We start from the raw sequence: 26156 nt of genomic DNA on the forward strand, positions 1-26156 counted from the left end.
GGCGACGAATATGTGCCGCTACCTTATGGTGGCTATGGCAGGACCGGCAACGATACCGACTTGGCATATGATGGTTCGACAAATACGAGCTTGGGTTATTCCAGTTCATTTGCTATTAATGTAGCCGCCCCGGTTCCTGAGCCGTTGGCAGCACTACTGCTTTTACCAGGCATTGCGTTTATCGCACGTCGGGAACGCCGCCGGGCAAAAGCAGAACTTTCAGCCGCTTGATACAGGCTTTTGCCTGATACGGATATTTCGAAGGAAACACACCATGGTCAATTTCTTCACCAGAAAATTGGCGTTTATTGCTTTGGCTTTTGGGTTTACCGCCGCAGCGACGACGGGCGCAAGCGCGACATACTCAAGCGCCGATGTGGTCGCGGATGCTGGCTCATATTCGCCGGTCTCCATCGGCTCTGACATTATTCTTGATGCCTGCGGATCGTCCTTTGCCGGATATTCCATTTGTGACCTGCCGAGCACCAACAAATTTGGCATCGAATGGTTCATTCTGCGTCGCAACACGCAGTATAACTACGATGAATGGTTAGCCCAGTATACATACCACCAGGGACAGGTGGACCCTAACCTTGAGAAAACCATCAATACCGGCTCTGGCAACGTGATTGACGTACCGGGAACCTACTTTATCGGTCTCCATGTCATTTCCTATCACGACTGGATTCAGCTTCCCGGTGGCGGTTACGCCAAGGGCGGCAACAGTGACTGGAGCTGGTCTGGCTACTTTACGGTTGGTGAGGCAGGCCCTGTGACGCCGCCCTCAAGCGTACCGGAACCTCTTGGCGCCCTGCTGTTACTGCCGGTCTTTGCATTGATCGCGCGCCGTGAGCGCAGGAAACAGCGGCAACTCGCTATAGCTTGATAAAAAAACGGGGCCAGATCGGCCCCGTTTTTCTTTGTCTTAGGTGATACTGATCCGGTCAGACTTCACGCATCAATTGAGCCTTAGCCTCGACAAACAGTTCATCAAGGTGCTTCTCAACCCGGTGACGGGAGATATCTACGCCCTTGGCCTCGATATCCTTCATCACCTTGCGTATCACATCTTCATCACCTTCTTCTTCAAGGTCAGCTTTCACGACAGACGCCGCGTATGCTTTTACCTCATCACCTGAAAGGCCAAATTCAGCCGCGAGCCATTCGCCAAGCAGCCGGTTCCGGCGTGCCCGCGCCTTGAACATCATCGCCTCATCATGGGCAAACTTGTCTTCAAACGCTTTCTCGCGACCGTCAAAAGTGGTCATGGCTTACATCCTCCTGTCCGAGTCTCACTGTGAGATCTCGCTGAAACACAATAGCATTCCCTTTATTAAGGGTGTTTGCTTGCTCATTTCCATAGCGTAAACAAAACTTATTGCAAATTATTACAGAAAGATTGTCGCGGCGCACCTTCTCGGTTATGTTCGCGCCCGCGCAACCCACTGACATCCCTCAAGCTGAGGAAGAGGCAATATATGTCCCGCCGCAACAAGCTTTATGAAGGCAAGGCCAAAGTACTTTTCGAAGGGCCCGAGCCAGGAACTATCATTCAATATTTCAAAGATGACGCTACGGCCTTCAATGCCCAGAAAAAGGGCACCCTGCAAGGCAAGGGCGTGGTGAACAACCATATCTCTGAATATATTTTCACTGCCCTGAATGACATCGGCATCCCCAACCATTTTATCGAGCGTCTCTCCATGCGGGAACAGCTGGTCAAAGCGGTTGAGATCATTCCGGTTGAAGTCATCGTCCGCAATATCGCGGCTGGCAGCATCTCAAGCCGCCTCGGCATCGAGGAAGGCACTCACCTGCCCCGCCCACTGATTGAATTCTGTTTCAAGTCGGATGAACTTGGCGATCCGCTGATCGCGGAGGAACATATCCTCACCTTCGGTTGGGCCAACGAGCTTGAGCTTGAGGAAATGACCCATTATGCGTTCCGCATCAATGATTTCCTATCCGGCCTTTTTGCCGGCATCGGCATCAAACTGGTGGATTTCAAGCTCGAATTCGGCCGTCTTTATGAAGGCGACGACTGCATCACCATCCTCGCGGACGAGATCAGCCCGGACGGATGCCGCCTGTGGGACATGGAAACCGGCGAAAAAATGGACAAAGACCGTTTCCGCCGTGACCTCGGTGGTGAGATGGAAGCTTATCAGGAAGTCGCCCGCCGTCTTGGTATCCTGCCCTCCGCCGACATCACCGAATTTGCAGACCACCGCAACAAGGACCAGAAGTAACGCTTCTGGTCTCAGTTTTTATATCGCCCATCACCAATGCCTATCAGGCGAATTTGACTTGAGAAGAAAGTGAGCCCCATGAAAGCCCGTATCTTTGTCACCCTTAAAAACGGCGTTCTGGACCCCCAAGGCAAAGCCATTGAGCATGCCCTTTCCAATATGGGATTTGAAGGTGTCGACGAAGCCCGCCAGGGCAAGTTTATCGAGCTTGAGCTCTCAGAGACCGACCGCGCGAAAGCCGAGGCCAACGTCGACGAGATGTGCCGCAAGTTGCTTGCGAACACGGTGATCGAAAATTACTCCATCGAACTGGAGTAGAGCTGATGAAATCCGCGGTTATCGTTTTCCCCGGCTCCAACTGTGACCGGGATATGGCTGTCGCCCTTGAGAAAATCACCGGGCAAAAGCCACTCATGGTCTGGCATCAGGACTATGATTTCGACAAGGTCGATTTCATCGCGCTGCCCGGCGGTTTTTCCTACGGCGACTATCTGCGTTGCGGCGCCATGAGCGCGCGCAGCCACGTGATGAAAGAAGTTGTCAAACGCGCGGAAGACGGCGTGCCCACCTTCGGGGTGTGCAATGGCTTCCAGATCCTGACAGAAACCGGCCTGCTGCCCGGCGCGCTGATGCGCAACGCAAACCTCCACTTTGTGTGCAAGGACGTGAAGATGACGGTGGAAAACGCCGACAGCATGTTCACCAACGCCTACAAGGCAGGGGAAGAGATCACCATCCCTGTCGCGCACCATGACGGCAACTATTTCGCCGACGATGAAACGCTTGACCGACTTGAGGGTGAAGGCCAGGTCGCGTTCAAATATGCCGAAGACATCAACGGTGCCCAGCGCCGCATTGCCGGCGTGATGAACGCCCGCGGCAATGTGCTGGGCATGATGCCCCACCCCGAACGCATGATCGAGAGCGCACTTGGTGGCTCAGACGGCCGCAAGATGTTCGAATCCGTCATGAACACGCTGGGTTAAGGGGAAAAGACATGAAAAACGGTAACGAGATTAAGATCACCCCGGAACTCGTCAAGGAACATGGCCTGAACGAGGAAGAATACGCGCGTATCAAACGTGCGATGGGGCGTGAGCCAAACTATACCGAGCTTGGCATCTATAGCGTGATGTGGTCTGAGCATTGCTCCTACAAATCCTCACGCTTTCACCTCAAGAAACTGCCAACCAAAGCCCCATGGGTTATTCAGGGTCCGGGCGAGAACGCCGGTGTGATCGACATTGGAGACGGCCAGGCTGCCATCTTCAAAATGGAAAGCCACAACCACCCATCTTATATCGAACCCTATCAGGGCGCAGCAACGGGTGTGGGTGGCATTCTGCGTGATGTCTTCACCATGGGCGCACGCCCGGTGGCCAACATGAACGCGCTCCGGTTCGGCGAGCCAAGCCATCCAAAAACCCGCCACCTTGTGGCTGGTGTGGTGGAAGGCATTGGCGGGTACGGCAACTGCGTAGGCGTGCCCACCGTGGGCGGCGAAACCAATTTCGACCCGTCCTATAACGGTAATATCCTCGTCAACGCCATGACCGTTGGCCTTGCCGATGCTGACAAGATTTTCTACTGCGCAGCGGCAGGCGTGGGCAACCCTGTGGTATACGTGGGGTCCAAAACCGGCCGCGACGGTATCCACGGCGCCACCATGGCGTCAGCCGAGTTTACCGACGACAGCGAAGAAAAGCGCCCCACCGTGCAAGTGGGTGACCCCTTCACCGAAAAACTGCTGATTGAAGCCTGCCTTGAGCTGATGGCAACCGACGCCATTATCGCTATTCAGGACATGGGCGCGGCGGGGCTGACCTCCTCAAGCGTTGAGATGGCTTCCAAGGGCGGTGTGGGCTTTGAGCTGGACCTTGATAACGTGCCGCAGCGCGAAGAAAACATGCTGCCCTATGAGATGATGCTCTCGGAGTCTCAGGAGCGTATGCTCATGGTGCTCAAACCCGGCCGCGAAGACATGGCAAAAGCCATCTTCGAGAAGTGGGAGCTTGATTTTGCCGTCATCGGCCACATCACCGACACCGGCAACCTGACGCTCAAGTTCGGCGGCGAAGTGGTGGGCGACATGCCGATCAACAGCCTTGTCGAAGACGCGCCAGAGTATGAACGCCCGTTTGAGTACACGCCAAAGCGTGAGGCCATCAGTGTGAAAGCACCGGCTGACCTGAACAAGGCTGCGATGGACCTTATCGGCGGGCCGAACCTGTGTTCGCGCCGCTGGATATGGGAACAGTATGACCATATGGTCATGGGCGACACGATCCAGCGCCCCGGTGGCGACGCCGCCGTTGTGCGCGTGCACGGCACGGAAAAAGCACTGGCCATCAGCACCGACGTTACCCCGCGTTACTGCTTTGCTGACCCGGTTGAGGGCGGCCGTCAGGCGGTGGCGGAGACATGGCGCAACATCACCGCCGTGGGTGCCCTGCCGCTTGCCATCACCAACTGCCTGAACTTCGGCAACCCTGAGCGCAAGGACATCATGGGCCAGTTTGTCGGCTGTCTTGAAGGCATGGGCGAAGCCTGCCGCGCGCTTGATTACCCGATCGTCTCAGGCAATGTGTCGCTCTATAACGAAACCAACGGCAAAGGCATCCTGCCCACCCCTGCCATCGGCGGTGTGGGTGTGATGAAAGACAGCGCCCGCATGGCCACCGTTGCCTTTGGGGGCGCGGGCCAAACCGTGGTGCTGATCGGCGAAACGAAGGATGAACTGGGCGCAAGCCTGTACCAGCGCGAAATTATGGGCGAAGACGCCGGCGCACCGCCGCATGTGGACCTCACGCTTGAGCGCCGCAATGGTGACTTCGTGCGTGCGCTGATTGAAAACGGCCAGGTGACCACCTGTCATGACCTCTCCGACGGCGGCCTGATCGCAGCGCTCGCGGACATGGCGATGGCTGGCGGCGTGGGCGTAAACGTGACAGTGGATGACACCCTGCCCGTGCACACACACCTGTTCTCCGAAAGTCAGGCCCGCTACCTTGTCGCAACCGACACCGACACGGCTGAGGAAATCCGCAAGGAAGCCAAGGACGCCGGTATCCCCGTCACCGTGCTGGGTGAAACCGGCGGTGACAGCATCAGCGTGAACGGTGGTGCTGTGAAGCTGGACCTCGCAGCCCTCAAAGCCGCCCACGAAGGCTGGCTGCCCACCTATATGGCCAATGCCAGCTAAGACGGCGAACCAAAAGCCAGAAACACAAAAGGCGCCCTATGTGGCGCCTTTTTCTTTGCAGCATGATAATGTTTTAGCTACAATTAGGTGTCGTTATAATTCTGGAATGGTGGGAGATATTTGAATGACCACGGAGTCTAGCAAGCGCTCTGAGAACAGAATTCGCCGACATACCATTTTGCAATTCATGTGCGACCTCAGTTCCGGCAAACACGAAGAAAATGCATCTAAAGCCAAGCTTGAAATTCTGAAATGGACAAAGAACAGAGTACCCACACTACCAAATGCGGCTTGGGAATTTGAGGCTTTTGAATGGCCACATGCAGCACCGTCCGCCGAAGTCGCAACCTTGGAAACGAGTGAAATAAACTACTGGATATTGCGACTAGATGATCCCGACAAAAACGTTCCTGGCCGAATATGGACAACTGAAGCTTCAATAGTTAAGACTCCCAAACAACTAATGCTGGGTCTCCGTTCGCAGGTAAGCACACGCGAGGAAGAACTTGATATTACTCCAGCAGTACCCGGGCTGGTACTTCAGCTATCTGACACCATAGGTATTTATAGTAGACAAAGACAGCTAAAGCCAACCGCGCATCATATTAAAGATGAAGCCGACTTTGATGGCCTGCTGGCTCTTATAGAAGATCCACATCGTAAACGCCCTGTCTTCGTAATATCTGAAAATGAAGTTGATAACACTGCGTCAATTGATGCAAATCAACTCGCGAGGAAAAGCATCGGGTTAGCTCATGTCGTAACGATACCCGCTTCGCTGACTTATAAACTCACGGACGAATTTGGAAAGGGACTTTCGGTATTCGGAGGCGCAATTAGGACATATAATAAAGGATTTGATCGATACACTTCCTCAAGCTTTCACCATCCATTAGCCATGCCGGAATCGATAGAAAACTGGCAACGTGTAGGACGCGACGCGTTCGTTGATTTCTTAGTTGCAAGGTCCGCACGGCAAAGTTCTTATAACATTGAGGGCGATGCTAATATCCCTAGCTTTCAGTATATCCGCCAACAATCCCTGCAGTTAGAGCAAAAAGCCCGACGTGAATTTGGGCGCCACGACGTGAAATGGCAAAACTTGATCGAGCAAGAAAACAAGCAGCTCAAAAAAGCGCTAAATGAAAAAGATCAAGAACTTGAGGAAGTTTGGGAACTAGCAAGCGAGGCTCAAATTGCTGAAGAAGACGTCAAGCGAGAACGCTTTTATCTTCGGGATAGAGTTAGGGAGCTAGAGCAATTACTTGCAGTATCGGGGGCGAAGGTAGAAATTCCTATACCTACAACTCTTGCGGAGGCAAAAGATTGGTGTGAAAAATACTTCGCCGGGCGACTACTTTTCACGCCAAAAGCGGCAAGAGCCGCCAAAAACTCAGTCTTTGAAAACATCGATCTTGCATATCGAGCCCTAATGGTAATGGGCCAAGAGTATTTCGAGATGAAAACCTCACATGAGAAAAGTTTATTACCTCAATTCAATAAGAAACTTACGGAACTAGGCCTCGTCTTGACGCCAAGTGGCGAGGAAAGCCGCCTAAAGGAGCGAGGAGATGAATTTTTTGTAGCGCACAATGGTCAACGCCGATTGCTAGATTTGCATATTAAAGATAAATCAAGCCCGAAAGACCCAACTCGCTGTTTTCGTTTATATTTCTTTTGGGACGACGAGACCCAACAAGCGGTAATCGGATCGTTACCTGGACATCTTCGCACTCGACAAAGCTGAAATATAGCTACCTTTTCCCGAATACCACAACACTGCCCACAAGCATCAGCAGCATGCCGATAAGCAGGGCGAAGCCGCCCCATTCGAGGTCGAGCACGTTGGTGAACAGCTTTTCGGTCATTTCCTCGGCCATTTTGCGCGCGGGGTCTGAGACGATGTCCTTGATTTCGCCGATTACACCGCCATCATCACCGCCCAAATTCTTGAGGATGGGCCACAACAGCACGAGCCATGCGCCAAGGGCGGCGGGCAGTGCGAGTTTGGCGCGGCCCAGAAACAGCACCACAACAACGATGGCGGCAAGTGCCGTGATGATATAGGCGTCTGTCTCTGCCACGTCGGCGTAGGCGGCGCTCTCGATCCCGCCAATATTCAGTATGGGCGCAAATACCCCCACGATGGCCACAATGGCACCGATGGTGGTGACAAGGCCTGCACGCCCGATAGAATTGTTCATGATGTAGCCCTTCCCCGGTTGATGAAAAACGAGCTTAGGCCGATAAATATTTATCGTCAAAATGATAATCAGCACTCGCAACTGCCTTTACTGCCACAATTATGCTACAACTATAGCGCAGTATCGGTCCTCGGTAATGCACCAGTTTGGGGTTATAAACTTAGGGAGACGGTACAATGAACACACTGATCAAAATTACAGCCATAAGCGCGGTATTTGCTTTGGCTGCATGCGGTGACAAGAAAGAAGAGAAAAAGGCCGAAGACATGGCCCCTGCGGCGGCGAGCGAAAGCAGCACCATGGACACCGCCAAGGACACCATGGACAAAGTGGCTGAGGCCCTGACGCTCGACGCCTCGTCGCTTGAAGCCTTCAAGGAAAGCCTTGCGAGCATGAAAGCGTCGCTGACCCCTGAGGACGGCAGCAAGCTGACAGCGGCCCTTGGCAAGCTGGCAGCCAAGGCCAGCGACACCGGCGGTGACATGATGGACGGCGCCAAGGACATGATGAAAGACATGGGCGACGGCGATTCCATGATCGAGAAGCTGTATGAAAATATGGCTGACGCGCTGGACGGCAAAAGCTTTGACGATATTATCGACATGGCCGACGAATAAGCCACACCACTAGTGACGGCAAAAAAGGCGCCCTTTGCGGCGCCTTTTTTCATTGGCCCCGTGCCTGTGCTCCGCCTACGGCCCTCTCCACCTGACACAATTGTGAGGCGCGCTCCCTCGCTTGTGACTTAGCCCTCCAGCGGTACTGTGGCACGCTTGAGCTGGGAAACACGGGAGGACTATCTGATGAAAACATTGCTTGTAGCCTTTGGCGCGGCGCTTGTGGCCGCAGTAATCAGCGCATCATATGGCGCAACCGCCAATACCAGTGCCACGACAAGCTGGCGGCTGGCATATGCCCATGATGGGCAAGGCAGGGCCATAGAAGGTAGCAAACAGGCCCTTGTTGACGCGGTCCTTGAAGGCAAACCTGTCCGCATTTACTGGACGGGACGCACCGTGCAGCATGTCTCGGACGCGGGCTTTCTGACCCTATTGCAGGGAGAAGTGTTCGCCCAGATCCCGATGATCACGGCACAAAGGCCGTCAACAGACCCGGCAACCGTTGACCTACGCGATGGCACCTGGCAGTCGGTCTTCGCCACCAACGGCGACAGGGCGCTCAGGTGGTTTGTCCAGAACTGACCCCCGCCCCAGATTAAGTAAACTCGCCCCCGCGTCACTTATGCACTTTTTATGCGCGTGCGCCGCAAGCCGTATTTTTTCCTGAACCGACCTCAGGCTTAATGTTTCTCACAGACGACGTCTGGTGTGCGGTGCGGGACCCCCCGCTTCCCCCCCTCCCCGCCCGCACCGCCACCGGACACCCCTCTCACCAAAAGGGAGACGAGAGATGAACGGTTTGATGAAGATTACAGCGATCAGCGCAGCGGCCATGTTGGCGGCTTGCGAGGGCGAAACAAAAACGCAGGACACCAGCACAGAGCGTGATGTCATGGCGGAAAAAACGCTTGAAAAAGACACATATGAAAGCACACAGCAGGTTGTGCTCAACACTTCCAGCTTGCAACAGTTCAAGACCAGCCTTGCGTTCATGCGGGCCAGCCTCCCGGACGATGACAGGGCTGAGTTGACCGATGCGCTGGCGAAACTTTCCGGCACCATGATGGAACGCGCCGAAGCGGCAGTGACCCCAGGCACTGAAATCACGGTTGATGAAGAGGTCGCAGAAGCGGTCTACAGCAAATATGGCAACAAGCTCGACGGCAAGACCTTCGACCAAATTATTGCCATGGCAGGGTAAGCAACCCCCAGCTTCCCGAGTTCCGAGTATAAGATGTAAGTGACAGTCACGAGTATCAGTTTTGAGTAAAGGGCTCTGCGTAGCCCCCTCCCCTTTTCTTTCCCCAGCACTTGTGGGCGCCCTCGCGGCGCTCATTTTTTTTGGCGTACTTACGCTTAAGCTGCTCAGCCGAATTCGCTGCTGCCGTCCAGTTCAGCACAGCGGATAAGGCGACTGTCCAGCACTGCGGCCTGCCGGTGCTTCACCGCTTTGCGGTATTCCGGGTCGGTGACCATTTCCAGAAAGGCTCCCGCGTGCGGGTAGCGTGCGATGAAGGCCACGTCCCATATCTCATCGGTTGGCCCGGTCAACACAAGCTTTGGGGTACCGCGCCAGATGATTGTACCACCAACGCGCTTGAAAATCGGGCCGCTGGTCTTGCCGTAAGTGGCGTAGGCCTCTGCGCCCGAAGCCTTTGTGCCATCTTCATAGGCCGCAGTCTCGCGAAAGCGAACGAGGTTAATCATATTGATTGGCGTATCGCGCGGCAGGCTTTTGAAAGCTTCAAACTGTTTGCGCTCGGGGTCGATATAGCTCATGGCTGGTGGCTCCCTTGAATATCTCAGTCAGTGACTTAGGCGGAATTAAGCGCGAGACAAGCGCAGTTTACGCCGCCGGCCCAGCCGTCTCCTCGTACACATTAGCCATTTATCGAAGCCAGGCGTCAACCGCTAGCGTCGCCGTCGCGACCTTTCACAAGCAGGCTGTCAAAATACGCCAAAAGCTCAGCAGCCTTGTCTTGCCAGCCCTGTGTCATCGCGTGTTGCCGTGCCGCATCGCCAAGCTGAAGTCGTCTCACTTCATCTGTCAGTAATTCCGTCAACGCAAATGCAATGGCATTCGGGTCATCCCCGTTCACCAGCAGGCCGGTCTCGCCGTCGATGATGGCATCAACTGCACCACCAGCACGCCCCCCGACGGACGGCGTGCCCGCCGCAGCAGCCTCCAGAAAAACCAGTCCAAACCCTTCTGTATCACCATCCGGCATTGTACGGTTTGGCATGGTAAAAAGATCGGCAGACGCATAGAGCGACGGCAGAACCCCGTCCGTGACATGCCCCAACATATGCACAGACCCGCCCATTTCGTCAGCTTCCGCGGCTTCTTTCAAGCTATTCTCAAGGGGGCCCTTGCCAACAATAGCCAACTGGGCTTGCGGTACAGACGCCAGCACTTTAGGCCAGGCTTCCAGCAAGCGGTCAAAGCCTTTGCGCTCCACCAGACGGCCAACCGCAAGGACAAGCGGGCCTGCGGTAAGACCCAGCGGCACACGCACATTCTCTGACGGGCGATCCCGGAAACGTTCCACATCAACGCCATTGCCAAGGCATTTTATCCGGGCCGGCGGTACCCCATATTTTTCGGCGATTAATTGGGTAGTGAAACTTGAAACCGCAATCACGGCATCCGCTGCCTGCAAGGCTTGCCCGCGAGCCTTTTCCGCTTTGGGGCTGTATGCCGTTTGCGAAATTTCTTCCCCGTGTGTGTATACAACAACCCGCGCGTCGGTTTTCTCTTTAAGTTCGGGTACCAGCCCGCCGAGGGCATCAAGAGCCCCGATACAAATGATATTTGCCTCCGTCTCACGAACCGCATCAAGCGCCGACCGCAGGACCTCTTGGCGGATACGCCGGGCCTTGACGTGGCTGGCAAGGCGGACAATGGCTCCCGGGCTGTCGCCAAGCAGGTCAGGCCGCATGCGTGGAATTCTGAAGATTTTATAACCGGCAGCTTCGTCAAATGCCCTGTAGCCATCGACGTCTTCACCGCGGGCATAATCGCGCTGCGCCGTCAGCACGCAAAAACGTGCCGGCACCTTATTGGCCAACGCGTCGTAGACGGACTGTGCACCACCAACCAGAGGCTTATAATGTGTGGTGATAATCAGGCATTTAGCATGGGGCATTCGACACATTCCTTCCGCCTTCCAAAAGAGCAATAGGAGGCCCCTGCCGTCAACAGGAAATGAACGTGGATCCTAAAATGAATTGAGCCGATGATAAATCACCGGCCCAGATCACAATAAAAATGCAAAAAGCTGGAATATACTCAGCTGCTCCCTTGAAAATACGGTCCGGCCGTCAGCGAAAAAAACTGACTTTACCGCCTGAACCGGCCCCCACGGCCAAATGAGCCGCTTTAAATGTATTTAATACACTTAATATGAACAAACTATACTGTCAAGTGGGTGATGACGAACCCGGAAAAAGTTTAGCCTATGCCCAAGCGAGACATTGCCAGCCCATTGTGACACCGGTATGAATGGCAAAGCAAAAGGGTGACGTCGTTACGGCTGCACTGCTATAAAGTGAAATACCGCAGAGCCGCAATATCGGCATGACGTATTGAGGGGACCATATATGGCCATGATCGCAGAAGAAATTGAACGTCTTATCAAGGAAGACCTGACAGGTGCCGAGGTCCGCATCGAGGATCTGCGCGGTGACGGCGACCATTATGCCGCCCACGTGACTTATGAGGGCTTTCGCGGGCTTTCCCGTGTGCAACAACATCAGCTTGTTTACAAAAGTCTTAAGGGGCGCATGGGCGGCGAACTACATGCTCTCGCGCTGCAGACAAGTGTACCGGAATAATCATCGGCAGCTGGCCTAAATCCGGACTAAAAACATCATAATTTGACGCCTCCCCTTGGCAGATGGCCAAAAGCGTCTTATTTCTAGCGCAGATGCGCAACGTAAAGGATATCCGTGATGAGTGATCAATCGGTTCATGACCGTATTAAAGAATATGTCGAAAAAGATGATGTCGTGCTTTTTATGAAAGGCACCCCCATTTTCCCGCAGTGCGGCTTCTCCAGCGTGGTGTCTCAGGTTCTAAGCCATATCGGTGCACCCTACGAAAGCTATAACGTGCTGGAGGATTTCGACCTGCGCGAAGGCATCAAGGAATATTCCGACTGGCCAACAATCCCACAGCTGTATGTGAAGGGCGAATTTGTCGGCGGATGCGACATCATCCGCGAGATGTTCGAAAGCGGCGAACTGCAGCAACTCTTCGCCGATAAAGGTGTTAAAGCCGCATAAAGTCAAACTCTTCCGCAACAAGGAAAACTCCCGATGCGCTATCGTGAATTGGGCACGACCAGTATTCGTGTTTCTGAAATTTGTCTGGGCTCCATGACGTGGGGTGAACAGAATACAGAAGCAGAAGGCCATGCCCAGATCGAGCGCGCGTTAGACGCCGGGGTCAATTTCATCGACACAGCGGAAATGTATGCTGTGCCAGCGCGCGCGGAAACCTATGGCCGAACCGAAGAGATTATCGGCTCGTGGCTTAAATCCACGGGCCGGCGTGACGAGATTGTCCTCGCCACCAAGGTCGCAAGCGCCGGGCGCGATTTCAGCTATATGCGGCCTGAGATCAATGGCGGACTTACAAAGCTGGACCGGGCTTCCATCCATGCGGCCTGTGATGCCAGCCTCAAACGCCTCAAAACAGAGTATATAGACCTGTACCAAATACATTGGCCGGAGCGCCCGACCAACTTCTTTGGTCGCCTGCGCTACCGCCATTTTGATGATGATCATTCGACACCACTTGAGGAAACCCTGAGCGCACTCAAGGAGCTCGTTGATGCCGGCAAAGTACGCGCGGTTGGTGTCTCCAATGAAACTGCCTGGGGGGTTACTCACTGCCTTGGCCTCGCCGACCAGCTTGGCTTGCCGAGAATCGCGTCGATACAAAACCCCTATAGCCTCTTGAACCGCAGCTATGAGGTTGCTCTGGCCGAGATTGGCATCAAGGAGAAGGTTGGCCTTCTGGCGCACTCACCGATCGGCTTTGGTATGCTCAGCGGTAAATATCTGGACGGTAAACGCCCCGAAGGTGCCCGCATGACGCTTTGGGCTGATAAATTCCCGCGCTACTGGTCCGAAAAAACATTCGCCGCCACAAAGCGTTACGTGGATATCGCCAAAGCAAACGGCATCAGCGGGGCGGAGTTGGCCATGGCGTTTGTACTGCAGCAACCCTTTGTCACCGCCGCCGTGGTTGGTGCCACCAGTGTTGAACAGCTTGAGGAGCTATTGGGCGCGACACGCCTGACGCTGGATAAAAGCATACTCAAGGCGCTTGATACGGTCGACGATGACCTCACCTTCCCCTGCCCTTAACGTATTGATAGCGTGAGTAAAAGCCATGCAATGGCGCGAAATGACAGAAGCCGACATGCCGCAGGTTATAGCCCTTGCCGCCATCATTCATGTGGACCACCCTGAGGATGACGACGTTATCACCGAACGCCGCACCTTCTTCCCTGAAACCTGCCTGGTACTTGAAAGCGGTAGCGCGATATATGGCTATACCCTTGTACATCCAGCGGGATTCGAAAAGCCGCCCGCGCTTAACAGGCTGGTTGGCTCCCCGCCTGAGGCAACCGACACCCTGCATATCCATGATATCGCGCTGGCGCATCAGGCGCGCGGCAGCGGGGCAGCGCAAAAAGCCCTTAACCTCATAGAGAAAAAGGCAAAGTCCGCCGGATACAAACGCCTCAGCATTGTCGCGGTCAACGGGACGGAGCCGTTTTGGCAGAAGCAGGATTTCCGGCATCACACCAGCGAAACCCTGACGAAAAAGCTGGCGTCCTATGACGGCTCGTCAAGTTATATGATCCGTGATCTCTAGCAAAAAGGCGCCCGGTCTGTGGCGCCTTTTCTTTATTTTCAATAGCTTGTCGTCTTATTCAGGCTTCACGTAAAGCTGAATGAACCGGTCGGTTTTACCGCGCATTTCCTTGCGAAAAGGGCTTTCTGTCGGGCTGTCGTCCGCGTTGGCCAGAAGGTCGCTTTCCGCGTCCAGCTTGAAGCCCGCTGCGGTCATCTCGTCAAACACCCGGTCAGGGTCGATACGGTGTAACTTGTTGATGGTCGCCGCGTCCGCACCCTTAGGACCAACATGATCAATGATCAGTAGTTTTCCACCTTTTTTCAACGCCTTGTAATAAGAAGCTAAAGCTGATTCTACATCTGCTTGCGGCTCTGCGCGGGCTTTGTGGACAAAATAAAAGTCGTGATATGCCAGCACCATAATAGCCAGATCAGCGCTGCCTTCCGGCAGGTCAACAGCCTCGGTATCAGGCGACAAAAGCTCAACATTCTCAAGGCGGCCATCATAACGCGCACCAACACTGCCTTTGACAAAATCCCAGTAAACCGGGCCATTATGGGCATAAACTTTGCCTTCTGGGCCAACGGCTTGGGAAATTATCTCGGCATAATAGCCACCACCGGAATTGATATCGAGCACGGTCATGCCCGGCTCAAGCCCGACAAACGCCAGCACTCCGGCGGGTTTACGTGTCGCACCGCGGCCTTTTTCCTCAGCCTTGCGATCAGCACTCGCCACCGCCGCCTCGATCGCCGCCTTGCCGTGATGCTCAGCCGAAACTGAATAAGAAATCCCTGTAAAACAGGAACTTACAGCCAATACCGAAACAATAGATTTAACTGATTTTTTCATTATCCTCACGCCTCCTGAGATATATGTCCTCACTATTGAGACAGCTTAGAGAGCGTATCCCTCACGGAAAAATCATTTTGCTGTGATGGCTGTTTGGCGCGGATTGCCTCGCTTCCACGCCTGCGCCCGCGCATGAAAAGCTGCACAAAACTGTGCAACATGTGAGCAATATCTGTGCAAGAAAACCGGCAATTTGTGCCAAATGTGTGCCAAATATGTGCAAGATATGTGCAAGATATGTGCAACGGTTTTAACGGGCCGGAAGGGCGCCCCCGAAGGGCGTAAAATCACGCCGCGACAGCGCCCTATTCTACCATAGGCCCGCAACCGTTTCAGCCATTTTTTGTATCAGGCCGGCGCCGTCACCTTCGCCGTCACCTTCGCTGTTGCCTTCGCGGTCTCTCCGGCCGCAGGGAGAGGCTCACCGTCCGAGCCGAAGGCGCGCTTGAAGGTAAAGGCCATTGGCGTCGGGCCATGGTCGCGCAGGTACATCAGGCGCTCCACCGCTTCGTCAATCGTTGGCTCATGCCCCGCAGGCACCCACCATAACACCATGTGGCCTTCGGTCGGCATATGGAACCATTCCTTGCGCCGCGCGAGGAAAGCCGTATGCGCCGAGCGGTAAACATAACCGAACAGGCTGTCGCGGTCCTTCCACACACTCATGTTCACCAGGGTTTCATCATCGATGACCGTATAGTCCATCGCGTTACCCGCATCGCCCTTCAGCCGCCAGACAAAACCCGGCGTTGCTTCAGCAAGCGCGTTGATCTCATCCAGCGCGTTCACGAAGCCTGACATTTCTTCGCTGTCCTGTGCGTACAGGATTTTACCGACATTGAGTTGCGCCAGATGATACTGGCCATGGCCATCGGCCTTCCCTTGCGACATTGTCGCCTCCTCTTTTCGCCTTTTGGTTGCGAACCCCTGCAGTCAAAGTTGGGTACCCCCAGCGCAAATTTAAACGCAAAATTTCTAAGGCCACACATAAGCGGGCATAAAATGGCCTTGCCAAAAGCCTCGCACCAGCTTATTAGTCAAATCAAACTAGTTTAATTAAACTATATAACACACCAAGCGAGGACATCCATGAAAGCCGAAATCCTGATCCTCGGGCTTTTGCACCGGGACGACATGCACCCCTATGAGATCAAACGCCGCCTGAAAAACGCGCACGCAGAAACCTATATTGATTTTGATGTCGGCACGCTCTATTACGCCGTGCGGCGGCTGGCAAAAGACGGCCTGATCGAGGAACGCGGGCGTGAGAGCGTCGGCGGCCGGGCCGAGCGCACGATCTACGGCATCACCGATGACGGGCGCGCGCGCTTCCATGACCTCATGGGCGAAATCCTGGCGGGCAACAAAAAATTCTACCACCCGCTATTCCCTGCCCTGTTGTTCCTGCCGCTGGCGGACCAGACAGACGCCGCTGATATCGTCAAGGAACGCGCGGGCGAGATCAGCGAGAACCTGCCCGCGACCGAGCTTTTCCTCAAGGCCGCGGGCCCGCACCTCAGCCTTGGTATGCGGCTGGGGCTGGAAAACGCAGTGATGCACCAGCGCGTTGAACTTGAGTGGCTGGAACGCCTGCACGGCCACCTCGCGGCAGGCGACTTCAGCGAAAGCGATACAACAGCCAACCAAACGGCGATAAAAAACGCCCTCGAGGATTTTATGGGCACCCTGAAGGACACAGGACATGACAGCTGAGACAAACAAAAAGCCGGGGTCAACACCCGGCACCGATCACCCCCACAGCACCACAACAGCGGAGCCAAAAAACAAAAGCTTTTTCTGGCTGATGCTGTCGGGCTTTATCTCGATGGTGGGAGACCAGTTCACCCTCATCGGCCTGCCGTGGCTAACTCTCAAGTTAACGGGCGACCCCATGGCGCTTGGCCTTGTGCTGGCGGTTGTCGGCATCCCGCGCGCGGCCTTCATTCTGTTGGGCGGCGCGATTGTCGACCGCTACTCCCCCAAATCGGTGCTGGTGTGGTCAAAATATGTCAACACGGCGCTCATCGGCGCGCTCGCGGCCCTTGTCTACAGTGGCGGGCTGACCTTGCCGTTGCTCTACACCCTTGCCGCCGCCATCGGGCTTGCCAGTGCCTTTGCCTACCCGGCGGGCACCGCCATCCTGCCCTTTGTTGTGGCGCGGGAGAAGCTGCCGCAGGCCAACGGCCTGATGATGGGCATGCGCCAGCTTACCTTTTTCATCGGGCCCCTGATCGCCGGTTTTGTCATTGCGCTGTTTGGCGCAGATGGCCTTGGCGCCCCCGCACTGAACGGCGGCGTGGCGGCTGCAAGCCCGCTGGCGGCGGAGGCCACCGGCCTTGCCATTGTGTTCGCCGCCGATGCGGCCAGCTTCCTCATCTCGGGGCTGACGCTTATCCCCGTGCGGCTGCGCAGCAGTGGGCACGGCCCGGACAGTACAGCATCCCCGGCTGCCACCAATGTCATCAAGCTGCTGTTTGAGGGCATCCGTAGCCTGCTGGCGGACCGTGACCTGCGCACGCTGTTTGGCTATATGGCGCTTATTCAGGTGTTTGTTGTGGGGCCGATGCAGGTGGGCCTGCCGGTGTTTGCCGAAAGCCAGCTTGACGGCGGCGCGGCATCCTTTGGCACCATCATGGCCGCCCACGGCGCGGGGGTGCTGATTGGTGTTATCGCGGCGGGGGCGGGGCTGAAGCTTGGCTTCCGCACGCTGGGGCAAACCTTCCTTTCCATCGATATTGTCATCGGGCTGATCGTCGCGGCCTTCGGGCTGGTACACAGCACCTTCGCCGGCGGCGCGCTGATGCTGCTGGCCGGTATGCTGGGCGGTGTGGTGCAGGTGCGCATCTTCTCATGGCTTCAGGGCCGCACACCGCCCGCACAAATGGGCCGGGTGATGAGCTTTTTCATGTTCATTGTCATGGGCATGGCACCCATCGCGGCCTCAGCCGCCGGCTGGGTATTGAGCCGGGTGGACATTGTGCCCTTTTTCATCGCCGCCGGGGTGATGCTCAGCCTCACCGCCGCCGTCTCGCTGATGATCAAACCCCTGCGCGAGGTGGGCGCGGAAGACACGCCACCAAGGACCTAAAGAGCTGGCGGGTATGCCGCATATCAGGCATACTCGCCTTATGGTTAACACAGTCAACACCAGCCCAGAGGGCACCGAAACAACTGAGGAAGCACGCCGCAACCGCTGGTGCGAAGCCTTCGGCTCGTTTGAAAACAACATCATGGTCTATAACGACCTGTGCACCCGCATGAGCAGCGAAGGCCGCTACTATCACACCATGGATCATATCGACGAGCTGCTCGCGCTCGCAGAAGCCGCCAACATCACCGATAAATGGTTCCACGCCGCCATATGGTTTCATGATGCCGTCTATCACCCCGGCGCCAAAAACAATGAGGAATTCAGCGCGCGCCTGGCGGGCAAAGCCATGCCGGTTCTGGGCATGGAAGGCGATGAGCAGGCCAAAACCATGGCCGCCATTCGCGCCACCAGAACCCACAAAACGCATGACAAGGACATCCAGCTTTTTCTGGATGCCGATATGGCCATACTGGGCGCGGGGCGAGAGCGATACAAGCGCTATGCCGCAGATATCCGGCAGGAATTCAGCCATATAGGCGACTGGCGCTACGGCTTGGGTCGCAGGCGTTTCCTTAAATCATGCCTCAAGCGCAAAGCCATTTTCCTCACGCCCTGGTTTAACCGCAAGTTTGAAGCCATGGCCCGCGCCAATATTCAGGCGGAGTTGAAAGGGTTTTGAATTTAGTTAGCCACATCTATTTGAAATTGTGCTACTAAACGCTAAAGATGCGCCAACTTGTCGAGAACTAAAAAATGGACTCTTCGAAGAAGCTAGAGATTTGGAAACAAGCAATTGCAACCCAAATGCATTTCGCTGAGCTATCAATCAAGATGCGCCAAATTGGTCTGGCCATGGCTGGTGCAACATTGGCTCTCGCAGTGGTACTGTATCGGGAAGGCGGCGCCTATCTAATCGAAATCTGTAGCCTCAAAATACCGGTGAGCGCAATTTTATGCATTAGTGCTGCCGGTATACTCTATGCGGCGAAAATAATTGACGTCGATGTGTACCATAATATGCTTCGCGGAGCCGTAAAGTTTAATGAAAAATTTGAACAGGAACACCGGGCTTCTCTTCACATGTCCACAGGTTTAACCCAGACAATTTCGGCCTATAGTAGATATGAGGCTCCGGTATTTAATGCTCAAACCGGCAACTGGGAGGATGCCAAAGTTGGAAAACTGGCAGCATCCAAAATCGACAAGTTCTACTGGTTCTGCATTGCCTTTCTAGTAATAGCTGCACTTGGATTAATGCTGGTATCGAACGCTTAAATATGACGAGCCTAACTTTCCAAGAAAACTGTCGCGCTATTTGCTCACAAGCTATTGAGAATGCAATCACATTAGACCATGCCTTCCAGAGCACACAGGGCCTTTTTCCTACCTTAGCTATAGAATATTTTCACGAATACGCGCCTGCTAAAACTATCTCGTTACAATCCGCAGCAGTATCTGACCCCAATATTACCCAGAGCGTCGAACGGTCTAGTTTCATCCGCTCAAATTGGGATTTTACCGATAACGCCATTGCTAAAATCTTCGACCAAGCGCTGATGAAAGAACGCCCTATCTGTTTACTAGGATGCCCATCCTTAGTACCGCCAATCACCAAAACTTCCGCGCGAAACAACAGTGTCCTATTCGATCTGTTTTCTCCCGAGAACACTGACGATGCCATTTCGACCTTTGTCTTCGATATTAATCAACTTACTGGCGATGAACTTGAGGGCCAGTTTTCAAGCTGTTTCTTAGACCCCCCTTGGTACGTTGCTGATTATTTGCATTGGATTACGGTTGCCAGTCGATTCTGTGAGATGGGCGGGCAAATTTCGTTTTCACTATTCGGAGCACTTACTCGACCTTCTGCAGTCGACGACCGGAAGACCATTCTTAAGCACTGTGAACAGATAGGCTTGGAGGTGCAGATAATTCCCGAGTGCCTAGAGTATCGGGTACCTACATTTGAAGCAGCTATGCTTTGCAGAGCAGGCCTGCCCGTTGTCGTCTGGAAAAAATCAGACTTGGTAATATGCACAAAGTCGACAAAGCACAAATCTACGTCCAAGAGCGTTGTTGGCCGAACACCTCTCATAAGGAGGTTCATCTTGGATAAGTTGGGCATTGAGATTGTTATTGACCGCAACGACACCACAACAGCTAACCTAATAGAACCGCCACAATCAGGTTTCTGGCTCGACACACCAAGCAAGCGGAGTTCATTGGCAAACAACAGCAATGTTTTTACCTCAAATGGAGCGGCTCTTACTAGTTATCGACCTTTTGACCTAGCGAAAACCATTTCGAACCTTGAGGGTCAAGGCTCAGGCGCGGTAAAGCAGAAGCTTCAACACCTCGGCATACCGGATGAAGTATTAGATTGGGGATAGTCCTTGCCTATGCAAAGATGGTTTTGGGGTTCCATTTGATCTGGTTTTGCGTTGATGCACGGTACTGAAGTCACAGCTAAAACAGCCGGAATAACGCCGCGCCTGCCGGTGCGTGTGCGGCGGTTCATTGTGTTTGGGGCGTGCATGCTGGCGCTCGGCTTCCTTACCATCCTGTGGCTTGGCTGGCATGAGATGCTGGACGGTGTGACGAGCTTTTTCCTGTTTCTCGTGGCTGTGGGCGGTGCGACGATCGCCAACGCGACCGGGGTTGGGGGCGGTGTGGTGTTCCTGCCCACCTTTGAGTATCTGGGCAGCACGGGCCTTGTGAGCATTACCGCCGCGCAGATTGTGGGCATGAGCTTCATCATCCAGTGTTTTGGCATGACGACGGGGTCACTTAACTGGCTTGGGCGCATTTATGACCACCGGGCGGCGGACACGGGCGTGCAGCCGCGTGCTTTCTGGCGGCTTCTGGGCATTGTGATGGTGATGGCCCTGCCCGCGCTGTTGCTCACGCAAGCCAAGCTTAACGCGCCGCCCGAGGCTGTGCTGTTGTGGTTCAAAACGCTTTCCATCTGCCTTGGGCTCACGCTTCTTGTGACCACGCTGGTATCGCGCCAGAACGCGCTGCCGCGCCTTGAGGTTGGCGTGGTTGATTATATCGCCCTTGCCGCGCTTGGGCTTATTGGCGGGGTGGCCACGGCGTTTTTCTCCGTTGGTGTGGGGGAGTTGGTGGCGCTTTACCTGTTCATTCGCAACTTCCCGCTTATTACCGCGGCGGGCGTGGCCGTGATGGCCAGCAGCCTGAGCGTGCTCACAGGCGTTTGGCACCATATCATGGGTGACCCGCAGCCGTGGGGCATGCTGATTTTCCTCGCGCTTGGCTGCACGGTGGGTGGCGCTGTGGCACGGCATTTCGCCTTTATGCTGGGCGCGCGGCGGTTGAAGATTTTTGCCAGCCTCTGGATCACACTCTCCAGCGCTTACCTGATGTGGGGGGCGTAAGGCACCGTGAGGGGTGGTTTGCCCTCAGTCTTCGCCCCTGCCCTCGTCACGCTTCTTTTTGAAAGCGGCTTCCATGGCGGTCCCCATGCCCGCGCCGACGGCAACGCCAAGGGCAATGCCTAGCCCGATATTGTCAAGCGCGAAGCCAAAAGCAACCCCCACCGCAAGCCCCGACCCCATGCCCACGGCAAGCCCGGCGCCTTTCGCCTGTTGCTCCGGCGCACGGTAGCGCTCGGAAACGCGGTTTCTTTTGGGCGTGCTGCCCTCATTCTTGCTAGCGCGCATGTGCTCCTCCCGCCGATGTTTATAAACAGCTTTATATATGGCAAGGCCGCGCCGACATTTCCAGCGAAACATCGGCACGGCCACATGGCTTACAACAGCGCGGGTTCAGCTTTTGAGCTGGCTGCGCAGGTTCATCAGTTCCGTCGCGGCATCCCTGAATTGCTGTGTAATACCGGCATAGGCCGCCATATCATCGCCATTCGGGGCATCCAGCACATCCAGCCCGGCCTTGAGCTGCTTCATGCGGGCTTCAAAGTCGTCCGGCTTGCTGGTGCTGATTTCCTCCACCGCGTGCGCAAGCGCGGCCTGTAGCAGTGCGCTGCGGCGCTGGCGCCCGGCCACAGCGTCATGGAAGGCGAGCGACAAAGCATGGCTGTAGCTTTGGCACAAGGCACCCAGCGCCACGTCAACGGTATTCTCGTCATCCAGCAGCGCCGCACCGCCACCACCGCCGCCTTGCTGTGTTGGCTCTTGCGTGTTGGGGGCATCCTCGGTCATCTGCTCTGCCGCACGGACGATGGCCTGCTCGGCCTCGACACCGGCATTATTCGCCCATGCCGCCGCCTCCTCAACCCGCGGGTCAAGCTCGGCCTGAGTGTGCGGCTGGCTTTGGCGGGCTGGCGCATCCTCAGCCTTTTGAGCGGCCGTCTTTTTAGGCACAGCCTTTTTGGCCGGTGCCTTTTTTGGCGCAGTTTTGGGTTTGCTTGCCATCGGCCGGGCCTTAGCTGGACGGGCCGGTCAGCGCCGTCACCGCACGGGCTGTCGCGGCCTGCGCCACCACGCTCATGTTGTTCTGTGCGCTGACCGAATTGGCATACAGAATGCTGAGCGACTGCGCGAGCGACTGGCTGAGCACGCCCACCGCCATGCTTGGGCTTTGGCCAAGGGTTGTGACATTGGCTTGGGTGATGGCGTCGGTGATTTGTCCGTTAACGGGTGTTGGCATCGCCATGAGACGGTCCTTTCAAAATGAAAAATCGGTATGAATTACGAGTTTACGCCGAGAAGTTTGGTCACCGCGAGCGTGGTCGCGGCTTCGGCGGCAACATTGGCCTGCTGCTGGGCATAGACCGCATTGGCGTACATCATGGCCATGGCGTTCGCCGATGTCTGGTACAGGCTGCCCATTGCCATGGCGGGCGCTTCGGCCACCACCTGAATATTGGTTTGGGTGACACTGTCGGTTATCTGGGAATTGACGGATGTTGGTTCTGCCATGAAAGCCCCCTCATGCACTGAAAATACCATTTATAGTTTAACTCATAACCTCTATCAGGAGCATATGGCAGAAATTTACGATTATAAAGGGTAAAAATACACTCTAGACCGCACGCGCCCTGAGCATCGGGCCAGTCACCACACCGATGAGGCCCAGCGCCATAAGGCCGACGGCAACAAAGGTGACAGCTGTGTAACTTTCGCCAAGGAAAATCGCGCCCATGGGTAGGCCAAAGGCAAGCGCAAGCTGGCCGATGAGGCTGAAGATCACCGGCGGCGCCACACGCTGCAGCGCGAAATAGGCAAGGAACTGCCCGGCGGAGACAAAAGCCTGCGCCAGCACAAGGGGCCACACCCCCGCCACGGCCATCAGGTTGAGGTCCGCGCCAAAAGGCACACTGGCGACGGCGAAAAACACCACCGAGGTTGCCACCACGCCCGCCGCCATCACCCGGGGCCGCGCGCCCACCGGCCAGGCCACCGCGCGGTAGATGTTGCCCGCCGCCAATATCACCGGCACCAGAAGCGCGAGCGCCATCCAGGGCAGCGCGTCTGCTGGCAAGCCGCCGTCGGTGGGCATAAGCAGCAAGGTGGCCCCCAGCGTACCCACAAGCGCGCCCGCCATGCGCACCCCGCCTTTGCCCTCAAGTCCCAGCACGCGGGCGAACAGGTAGGTCAGCAAAACCGGCAAAGCATAAACAATGCTGGCCAGCCCCGCGCCAATATGCGTGAGCACGGTAAACATCAAAAGCTGCGGCGCCGCCAGCGACAGCACCCCCGACAAGCCCGCGTACCGCGCCATCGCGGGTTGGCGCAAATCGGCGAGGTGCCGCCCGGCATGCAGCGACAGCAGCAACGCCGCGCCCACGCTCATCCAGAAACCATAGGTCACGGGGGAAAGCCCCATGCCCTGCGCCGTGCGCGACAGGATAAGCGTGAGCGCGAGCAGGAAACCATTCGCCGCCAGCAAAAGCGCAATCAGGAACGGTCGCGGCAACAGGGACTGCGCCGCAGCGCCCGGATCAGGGGCTGTGTTGGGGGGAGAGGCCGCCCGTGTGATTGTGCTCGTGTGGCTGCTCATGGTTTCAGGCTCGCTGTTTTGTGCTCGGGTTTTCATGGCCGGTGTTTGCCCGGCCACCCTCAGCTAAGCCTTTGCGCTTATATTTTAAACATGCATAATCGTGTTATCACTATTAACCAAACGTGAAGAATGGGGCGACACATCATGGACAAGCTGACCGCCATCACCACCTTTCGCCATGTGGCGGAGCTGGGCAGCTTTGCCGCCGCCGCCCGGCGCATGGCGCTATCACCCGCCGCGATCAGCAAAAACATCCGCGCGCTTGAGGAACATCTGGGCGCACAGCTTATCAACCGCACCACCCGCCGCATGAGCCTGACGGAAGCGGGCACGGCCTACCACAAAAGCGTGGTGCGCGTGCTGGACCGCCTTGCCGTGGCCGACCAGTCGGTCAGCGAAATGAAAGCCCGGCCCAGCGGGCATTTGCGCGTGTCTGCGCCGCTGACCTTCTCATTGACGCAACTGACCGACCGCATCCCCGAATTCCTGGCCGCCTACCCCGATGTCACGCTGGACCTCAGCCTTGAGGACCGCATCGTCAACATCGTTGAAGAAGGCTATGACGTCGCCATCCGTGCCAGCGCCCGGCTTGAGGACAGCTCGCTGATGGCCAAAAAGCTGATGAGTATGCACCATGTGGTGTGCGCCGCGCCCGCCTACCTTGCCAAGCACGGCACACCGGAAAGCCCCACCGACCTCGGAGGCCACGAGATGGTGGCCTTCTCGCTTTCCACCCATAGTGCCGAGTGGCCCTTTACCCGCGGGCGGGAGGCCGTGCGCGTGCCGGTGCAGGGGCGCTACAAGGTGTCATCGTCCATTGCCATCAAACACGCGCTAACCGGCGGTTTTGGCATTGGCATAATCCCGGAAATATATGTGCGTGATGAGCTCAAGACCGGCACCCTCACCCGCCTGCTGACCGACTGGCAGGGGCCGGAACACCCGGTGTATGCAATTTACCCCGAGCGGCGGTTCGAGACGGCGAAATTAAGGGCGTTTCTGGATTGGCTGGGGGATGTGTTGCGGGAGGGTTGAGTAAAATTCTTGTCACCTCGTTCAACACAGACAGCTTGCGTGCACGCTAAGAACTCAGTCAATAACTAGCTGAATTTAGCAATCTGTGATAGAATGTTAGCTTGCTGGGAAATTGGGGACAGGCATCATGAGCCGTAAACAAGAAGAAAAAGAATACACGGAAGAATTTTTCAAAAAAAATGATAATCAAATTGAGCGTGTTAAGGCGACTGAAGCACTCAAGTACGCGCTTGACATACGTAAGTTTGAAATCGAGCTATATTGGAAGCGAACCACTTACTTCTGGACCGTCCTAGCTGCAACGTTTACAGGGTACGGTATAGCCTTTGCACATAATATGCGTTGGTTAAGCATATTACTCGCCGGTTTGGGCTTAGTGTTATCCTATGGATGGTACTTGGCTAACCGAGGCTCAAAACATTGGCAACAAAACTGGGAACAGCATGTGGATATGCTTGAGGATCCAGTTTTAGGGCCCCTATATAAGACTGTTTTTACAGAAACGCCACGCCCCGACAAAACTATAAGGGCTATCTTTACCGCCCCTGCACCTTTCTCTGTTTCCAAGATCAATCAAATGATTAGCCTATATATTACACTAATCTGGGCTGCGATATTGACCTATATATTTTTTGGCGAGTTGCGTCCTGTATGGGACGCCACAATCAGTAGCCGATGTTTCGTTCTTTTTCATTGTTATCCACTCCCCATGGCATTCGAGTATGTGAAGCCGACCCTCACTTTTGTAGCGCTCCTCCTCCCCGCTGCGATGTGCATCAACCTATTCGTATGGGGAAAACAATCATCAAGCAGTGCTAGCAACCAAACTGTTTTAATCGAGACACGACCTTGCAAGACTCCTATCTCAAAGCCAAAGACAGACAGAACCTAACCATTTAAATTGAATATTTTAATTCAAAAAATCAACACGACCAACCGGAGGTCCGGCCATCAGACGTAGCCGTGCGCCATCACCCTTTCGTCACTCGCCGACTTGATCGGCGAGTCCATGGTTGGTGAAAGGCTATGGCCTGACAGCGCGGAGTGGTGGATTC

The 26156-nt window shown here is 55.3% G+C and carries 32 protein-coding genes and 1 pseudogene; 22 read left to right on the top strand and 11 right to left on the bottom strand.

Going from position 1 to position 26156, the window contains the following annotated elements; translation table 11 throughout:
- Nucleotides 1-231: pseudogene (locus ACN0VM_RS12320) on the top strand (hypothetical protein); the annotation flags it as partial.
- Nucleotides 232-274: 43 nt separating this feature from the next.
- The gene (locus ACN0VM_RS12325; protein WP_417451189.1) at nucleotides 275-886 is read left to right on the top strand and encodes a hypothetical protein; all 612 of its coding nucleotides are present in this window, start codon (nucleotides 275-277) and stop codon (nucleotides 884-886) included.
- A gap of 58 nt (nucleotides 887-944) precedes the next feature.
- Here ACN0VM_RS12325 and ACN0VM_RS12330 read toward each other — a convergent pair whose 3' ends face one another.
- Nucleotides 945-1268, bottom strand: a complete 324-nt coding sequence (locus ACN0VM_RS12330; RefSeq protein WP_417451190.1) for a DUF1476 domain-containing protein — start codon at nucleotides 1266-1268, stop codon at nucleotides 945-947.
- A 210-nt stretch (nucleotides 1269-1478) separates the two neighbouring features.
- Here ACN0VM_RS12330 and purC point away from each other — a divergent pair, with 210 nt between their 5' ends.
- The 5 genes from purC to ACN0VM_RS12355 all read left to right on the top strand — a co-directional run bounded on the left by purC (nucleotide 1479) and on the right by ACN0VM_RS12355 (nucleotide 7198).
- Nucleotides 1479-2249 carry a phosphoribosylaminoimidazolesuccinocarboxamide synthase gene (purC, locus tag ACN0VM_RS12335; RefSeq protein WP_262689476.1) on the top strand — a complete coding sequence of 257 codons (771 nt, stop codon included), beginning with the start codon at nucleotides 1479-1481 and terminating at the stop codon, nucleotides 2247-2249.
- Between the two features lie 78 nt (nucleotides 2250-2327).
- Complete coding sequence (purS, locus tag ACN0VM_RS12340; RefSeq protein ID WP_262689475.1) at nucleotides 2328-2567, top strand: phosphoribosylformylglycinamidine synthase subunit PurS; 240 nt, start codon at nucleotides 2328-2330, stop codon at nucleotides 2565-2567.
- A gap of 5 nt (nucleotides 2568-2572) precedes the next feature.
- Nucleotides 2573-3235, top strand: coding sequence for a phosphoribosylformylglycinamidine synthase subunit PurQ (purQ, locus tag ACN0VM_RS12345; protein WP_417451191.1), 663 nt, complete (start codon nucleotides 2573-2575; stop codon nucleotides 3233-3235).
- 11 nt (nucleotides 3236-3246) lie between these two features.
- A complete protein-coding gene (gene purL / locus ACN0VM_RS12350) occupies nucleotides 3247-5451 on the top strand; it encodes a phosphoribosylformylglycinamidine synthase subunit PurL (RefSeq protein ID WP_417451192.1) in 2205 nt (734 codons plus the stop codon).
- 124 nt (nucleotides 5452-5575) lie between these two features.
- A complete protein-coding gene (locus tag ACN0VM_RS12355) occupies nucleotides 5576-7198 on the top strand; it encodes a hypothetical protein (RefSeq protein ID WP_417451193.1) in 1623 nt (540 codons plus the stop codon).
- A gap of 7 nt (nucleotides 7199-7205) precedes the next feature.
- Here ACN0VM_RS12355 and ACN0VM_RS12360 read toward each other — a convergent pair whose 3' ends face one another.
- A complete protein-coding gene (locus tag ACN0VM_RS12360) occupies nucleotides 7206-7655 on the bottom strand; it encodes a hypothetical protein (protein ID WP_417451194.1) in 450 nt (149 codons plus the stop codon).
- Nucleotides 7656-7831: 176 nt separating this feature from the next.
- Here ACN0VM_RS12360 and ACN0VM_RS12365 point away from each other — a divergent pair, with 176 nt between their 5' ends.
- From ACN0VM_RS12365 to ACN0VM_RS12375, 3 genes are all read left to right on the top strand, one after another.
- The gene (locus ACN0VM_RS12365; RefSeq protein WP_417451195.1) at nucleotides 7832-8272 is read left to right on the top strand and encodes a hypothetical protein; all 441 of its coding nucleotides are present in this window, start codon (nucleotides 7832-7834) and stop codon (nucleotides 8270-8272) included.
- A 186-nt stretch (nucleotides 8273-8458) separates the two neighbouring features.
- Nucleotides 8459-8857, top strand: a complete 399-nt coding sequence (locus ACN0VM_RS12370) for a hypothetical protein (protein ID WP_417451196.1) — start codon at nucleotides 8459-8461, stop codon at nucleotides 8855-8857.
- A gap of 208 nt (nucleotides 8858-9065) precedes the next feature.
- Nucleotides 9066-9476, top strand: coding sequence for a hypothetical protein (locus ACN0VM_RS12375; RefSeq protein ID WP_417451197.1), 411 nt, complete (start codon nucleotides 9066-9068; stop codon nucleotides 9474-9476).
- Nucleotides 9477-9640: 164 nt separating this feature from the next.
- On the opposite strand, the gene ACN0VM_RS12380 is transcribed toward ACN0VM_RS12375, so the two are convergent.
- Nucleotides 9641-10054: a DUF1330 domain-containing protein gene (locus ACN0VM_RS12380; RefSeq protein WP_417451198.1), complete on the bottom strand. Its 414-nt coding sequence runs from the start codon at nucleotides 10052-10054 to the stop codon at nucleotides 9641-9643.
- A 125-nt stretch (nucleotides 10055-10179) separates the two neighbouring features.
- On the bottom strand, nucleotides 10180-11421 hold the full coding sequence (locus ACN0VM_RS12385; RefSeq protein ID WP_417451199.1) for a glycosyltransferase family 4 protein: 1242 nt from the start codon (nucleotides 11419-11421) through the stop codon (nucleotides 10180-10182).
- Nucleotides 11422-11875: 454 nt separating this feature from the next.
- On the opposite strand from ACN0VM_RS12385, the gene ACN0VM_RS12390 reads away from it, so the two are divergent.
- The 4 genes from ACN0VM_RS12390 to ACN0VM_RS12405 all read left to right on the top strand — a co-directional run bounded on the left by ACN0VM_RS12390 (nucleotide 11876) and on the right by ACN0VM_RS12405 (nucleotide 14162).
- Complete coding sequence (locus ACN0VM_RS12390) at nucleotides 11876-12109, top strand: BolA/IbaG family iron-sulfur metabolism protein (protein ID WP_417451200.1); 234 nt, start codon at nucleotides 11876-11878, stop codon at nucleotides 12107-12109.
- A gap of 117 nt (nucleotides 12110-12226) precedes the next feature.
- Nucleotides 12227-12559 (top strand): Grx4 family monothiol glutaredoxin, encoded by a 333-nt coding sequence (gene grxD / locus ACN0VM_RS12395; RefSeq protein WP_417451201.1) that lies wholly within the window; start codon nucleotides 12227-12229, stop codon nucleotides 12557-12559.
- Between the two features lie 33 nt (nucleotides 12560-12592).
- A complete protein-coding gene (locus tag ACN0VM_RS12400; protein WP_417451202.1) occupies nucleotides 12593-13648 on the top strand; it encodes an aldo/keto reductase in 1056 nt (351 codons plus the stop codon).
- Nucleotides 13649-13673: 25 nt separating this feature from the next.
- Nucleotides 13674-14162: a GNAT family N-acetyltransferase gene (locus ACN0VM_RS12405; RefSeq protein ID WP_417451203.1), complete on the top strand. Its 489-nt coding sequence runs from the start codon at nucleotides 13674-13676 to the stop codon at nucleotides 14160-14162.
- 54 nt (nucleotides 14163-14216) lie between these two features.
- Here ACN0VM_RS12405 and ACN0VM_RS12410 read toward each other — a convergent pair whose 3' ends face one another.
- Nucleotides 14217-14996: a class I SAM-dependent methyltransferase gene (locus ACN0VM_RS12410; RefSeq protein ID WP_417451204.1), complete on the bottom strand. Its 780-nt coding sequence runs from the start codon at nucleotides 14994-14996 to the stop codon at nucleotides 14217-14219.
- A 348-nt stretch (nucleotides 14997-15344) separates the two neighbouring features.
- Complete coding sequence (locus ACN0VM_RS12415; RefSeq protein ID WP_417451205.1) at nucleotides 15345-15887, bottom strand: DUF3291 domain-containing protein; 543 nt, start codon at nucleotides 15885-15887, stop codon at nucleotides 15345-15347.
- Nucleotides 15888-16085: 198 nt separating this feature from the next.
- Here ACN0VM_RS12415 and ACN0VM_RS12420 point away from each other — a divergent pair, with 198 nt between their 5' ends.
- The 6 genes from ACN0VM_RS12420 (at nucleotide 16086) to ACN0VM_RS12445 (ending at nucleotide 21482) form a co-directional block, all read left to right on the top strand.
- Complete coding sequence (locus ACN0VM_RS12420; RefSeq protein ID WP_417451206.1) at nucleotides 16086-16709, top strand: PadR family transcriptional regulator; 624 nt, start codon at nucleotides 16086-16088, stop codon at nucleotides 16707-16709.
- Entirely contained in the window at nucleotides 16699-18084 is a 1386-nt protein-coding gene (locus ACN0VM_RS12425) for an MFS transporter (RefSeq protein WP_417451207.1), read from the top strand. The genes ACN0VM_RS12420 and ACN0VM_RS12425 overlap by 11 nt, the downstream gene beginning before the upstream one ends.
- A 40-nt stretch (nucleotides 18085-18124) precedes the next feature.
- Nucleotides 18125-18766, top strand: coding sequence for a metal-dependent phosphohydrolase (locus ACN0VM_RS12430; protein ID WP_417451208.1), 642 nt, complete (start codon nucleotides 18125-18127; stop codon nucleotides 18764-18766).
- Nucleotides 18767-18840: 74 nt separating this feature from the next.
- A complete protein-coding gene (locus tag ACN0VM_RS12435) occupies nucleotides 18841-19362 on the top strand; it encodes a hypothetical protein (protein ID WP_417451209.1) in 522 nt (173 codons plus the stop codon).
- 2 nt (nucleotides 19363-19364) lie between these two features.
- The gene (locus tag ACN0VM_RS12440) at nucleotides 19365-20477 is read left to right on the top strand and encodes a hypothetical protein (RefSeq protein WP_417451210.1); all 1113 of its coding nucleotides are present in this window, start codon (nucleotides 19365-19367) and stop codon (nucleotides 20475-20477) included.
- 54 nt (nucleotides 20478-20531) lie between these two features.
- The gene (locus ACN0VM_RS12445) at nucleotides 20532-21482 is read left to right on the top strand and encodes a sulfite exporter TauE/SafE family protein (RefSeq protein WP_417451211.1); all 951 of its coding nucleotides are present in this window, start codon (nucleotides 20532-20534) and stop codon (nucleotides 21480-21482) included.
- Between the two features lie 24 nt (nucleotides 21483-21506).
- Here the strand turns inward: ACN0VM_RS12445 and ACN0VM_RS12450 are convergent, their stop codons facing one another.
- The 5 genes from ACN0VM_RS12450 to ACN0VM_RS12470 form a co-directional block, all read right to left on the bottom strand.
- On the bottom strand, nucleotides 21507-21767 hold the full coding sequence (locus ACN0VM_RS12450; protein WP_417451212.1) for a hypothetical protein: 261 nt from the start codon (nucleotides 21765-21767) through the stop codon (nucleotides 21507-21509).
- A 105-nt stretch (nucleotides 21768-21872) separates the two neighbouring features.
- Complete coding sequence (locus tag ACN0VM_RS12455; protein ID WP_417451213.1) at nucleotides 21873-22478, bottom strand: RebB family R body protein; 606 nt, start codon at nucleotides 22476-22478, stop codon at nucleotides 21873-21875.
- Between the two features lie 10 nt (nucleotides 22479-22488).
- Nucleotides 22489-22719, bottom strand: coding sequence for a RebB family R body protein (locus tag ACN0VM_RS12460; RefSeq protein ID WP_417451214.1), 231 nt, complete (start codon nucleotides 22717-22719; stop codon nucleotides 22489-22491).
- Between the two features lie 35 nt (nucleotides 22720-22754).
- The gene (locus ACN0VM_RS12465) at nucleotides 22755-22985 is read right to left on the bottom strand and encodes a RebB family R body protein (protein WP_417451215.1); all 231 of its coding nucleotides are present in this window, start codon (nucleotides 22983-22985) and stop codon (nucleotides 22755-22757) included.
- 103 nt (nucleotides 22986-23088) lie between these two features.
- A complete protein-coding gene (locus ACN0VM_RS12470; RefSeq protein ID WP_417451216.1) occupies nucleotides 23089-24066 on the bottom strand; it encodes a DMT family transporter in 978 nt (325 codons plus the stop codon).
- 144 nt (nucleotides 24067-24210) lie between these two features.
- Here ACN0VM_RS12470 and ACN0VM_RS12475 point away from each other — a divergent pair, with 144 nt between their 5' ends.
- Both ACN0VM_RS12475 and ACN0VM_RS12480 read left to right on the top strand, forming a co-directional pair.
- Nucleotides 24211-25101: a LysR family transcriptional regulator gene (locus ACN0VM_RS12475; protein WP_417451217.1), complete on the top strand. Its 891-nt coding sequence runs from the start codon at nucleotides 24211-24213 to the stop codon at nucleotides 25099-25101.
- A 127-nt stretch (nucleotides 25102-25228) separates the two neighbouring features.
- Nucleotides 25229-25993 carry a hypothetical protein gene (locus ACN0VM_RS12480; protein WP_417451218.1) on the top strand — a complete coding sequence of 255 codons (765 nt, stop codon included), beginning with the start codon at nucleotides 25229-25231 and terminating at the stop codon, nucleotides 25991-25993.
- Nucleotides 25994-26156: the final 163 nt, after the last annotated feature.

The sequence above is a fragment of the Kordiimonas sp. genome (assembly GCF_048260245.1).
GTDB lineage: Bacteria > Pseudomonadota > Alphaproteobacteria > Sphingomonadales > Kordiimonadaceae > Kordiimonas.

Excerpts from the sequence above, each read along its gene's own strand:
- ACN0VM_RS12370 (WP_417451196.1), top strand. The coding sequence starts at position 8,459 with ATGAAAACATTGCTTGTAGCCTTTGGCGCGGCGCTTGTGGCCGCAGTA.
- ACN0VM_RS12375 (WP_417451197.1), top strand. The coding sequence starts at position 9,066 with ATGAACGGTTTGATGAAGATTACAGCGATCAGCGCAGCGGCCATGTTG.
- ACN0VM_RS12425 (WP_417451207.1), top strand. The coding sequence starts at position 16,699 with ATGACAGCTGAGACAAACAAAAAGCCGGGGTCAACACCCGGCACCGAT.
- ACN0VM_RS12410 (WP_417451204.1), bottom strand. The coding sequence starts at position 14,996 with ATGAAAAAATCAGTTAAATCTATTGTTTCGGTATTGGCTGTAAGTTCC.
- ACN0VM_RS12405 (WP_417451203.1), top strand. The coding sequence starts at position 13,674 with ATGCAATGGCGCGAAATGACAGAAGCCGACATGCCGCAGGTTATAGCC.
- grxD (WP_417451201.1), top strand. The coding sequence starts at position 12,227 with ATGAGTGATCAATCGGTTCATGACCGTATTAAAGAATATGTCGAAAAA.
- ACN0VM_RS12465 (WP_417451215.1), bottom strand. The coding sequence starts at position 22,985 with ATGGCAGAACCAACATCCGTCAATTCCCAGATAACCGACAGTGTCACC.
- ACN0VM_RS12380 (WP_417451198.1), bottom strand. The coding sequence starts at position 10,054 with ATGAGCTATATCGACCCCGAGCGCAAACAGTTTGAAGCTTTCAAAAGC.
- ACN0VM_RS12430 (WP_417451208.1), top strand. The coding sequence starts at position 18,125 with ATGGTTAACACAGTCAACACCAGCCCAGAGGGCACCGAAACAACTGAG.
- ACN0VM_RS12385 (WP_417451199.1), bottom strand. The coding sequence starts at position 11,421 with ATGCCCCATGCTAAATGCCTGATTATCACCACACATTATAAGCCTCTG.
- ACN0VM_RS12470 (WP_417451216.1), bottom strand. The coding sequence starts at position 24,066 with ATGAGCAGCCACACGAGCACAATCACACGGGCGGCCTCTCCCCCCAAC.
- ACN0VM_RS12475 (WP_417451217.1), top strand. The coding sequence starts at position 24,211 with ATGGACAAGCTGACCGCCATCACCACCTTTCGCCATGTGGCGGAGCTG.
- ACN0VM_RS12450 (WP_417451212.1), bottom strand. The coding sequence starts at position 21,767 with ATGCGCGCTAGCAAGAATGAGGGCAGCACGCCCAAAAGAAACCGCGTT.
- ACN0VM_RS12460 (WP_417451214.1), bottom strand. The coding sequence starts at position 22,719 with ATGGCGATGCCAACACCCGTTAACGGACAAATCACCGACGCCATCACC.
- purQ (WP_417451191.1), top strand. The coding sequence starts at position 2,573 with ATGAAATCCGCGGTTATCGTTTTCCCCGGCTCCAACTGTGACCGGGAT.
- ACN0VM_RS12420 (WP_417451206.1), top strand. The coding sequence starts at position 16,086 with ATGAAAGCCGAAATCCTGATCCTCGGGCTTTTGCACCGGGACGACATG.
- ACN0VM_RS12400 (WP_417451202.1), top strand. The coding sequence starts at position 12,593 with ATGCGCTATCGTGAATTGGGCACGACCAGTATTCGTGTTTCTGAAATT.
- ACN0VM_RS12360 (WP_417451194.1), bottom strand. The coding sequence starts at position 7,655 with ATGAACAATTCTATCGGGCGTGCAGGCCTTGTCACCACCATCGGTGCC.
- ACN0VM_RS12435 (WP_417451209.1), top strand. The coding sequence starts at position 18,841 with ATGGACTCTTCGAAGAAGCTAGAGATTTGGAAACAAGCAATTGCAACC.
- ACN0VM_RS12390 (WP_417451200.1), top strand. The coding sequence starts at position 11,876 with ATGGCCATGATCGCAGAAGAAATTGAACGTCTTATCAAGGAAGACCTG.
- purC (WP_262689476.1), top strand. The coding sequence starts at position 1,479 with ATGTCCCGCCGCAACAAGCTTTATGAAGGCAAGGCCAAAGTACTTTTC.
- ACN0VM_RS12325 (WP_417451189.1), top strand. The coding sequence starts at position 275 with ATGGTCAATTTCTTCACCAGAAAATTGGCGTTTATTGCTTTGGCTTTT.
- ACN0VM_RS12455 (WP_417451213.1), bottom strand. The coding sequence starts at position 22,478 with ATGGCAAGCAAACCCAAAACTGCGCCAAAAAAGGCACCGGCCAAAAAG.
- ACN0VM_RS12445 (WP_417451211.1), top strand. The coding sequence starts at position 20,532 with ATGCACGGTACTGAAGTCACAGCTAAAACAGCCGGAATAACGCCGCGC.
- ACN0VM_RS12480 (WP_417451218.1), top strand. The coding sequence starts at position 25,229 with ATGAGCCGTAAACAAGAAGAAAAAGAATACACGGAAGAATTTTTCAAA.
- ACN0VM_RS12330 (WP_417451190.1), bottom strand. The coding sequence starts at position 1,268 with ATGACCACTTTTGACGGTCGCGAGAAAGCGTTTGAAGACAAGTTTGCC.
- ACN0VM_RS12440 (WP_417451210.1), top strand. The coding sequence starts at position 19,365 with ATGACGAGCCTAACTTTCCAAGAAAACTGTCGCGCTATTTGCTCACAA.
- ACN0VM_RS12415 (WP_417451205.1), bottom strand. The coding sequence starts at position 15,887 with ATGTCGCAAGGGAAGGCCGATGGCCATGGCCAGTATCATCTGGCGCAA.
- ACN0VM_RS12365 (WP_417451195.1), top strand. The coding sequence starts at position 7,832 with ATGAACACACTGATCAAAATTACAGCCATAAGCGCGGTATTTGCTTTG.
- purS (WP_262689475.1), top strand. The coding sequence starts at position 2,328 with ATGAAAGCCCGTATCTTTGTCACCCTTAAAAACGGCGTTCTGGACCCC.
- ACN0VM_RS12355 (WP_417451193.1), top strand. The coding sequence starts at position 5,576 with ATGACCACGGAGTCTAGCAAGCGCTCTGAGAACAGAATTCGCCGACAT.
- purL (WP_417451192.1), top strand. The coding sequence starts at position 3,247 with ATGAAAAACGGTAACGAGATTAAGATCACCCCGGAACTCGTCAAGGAA.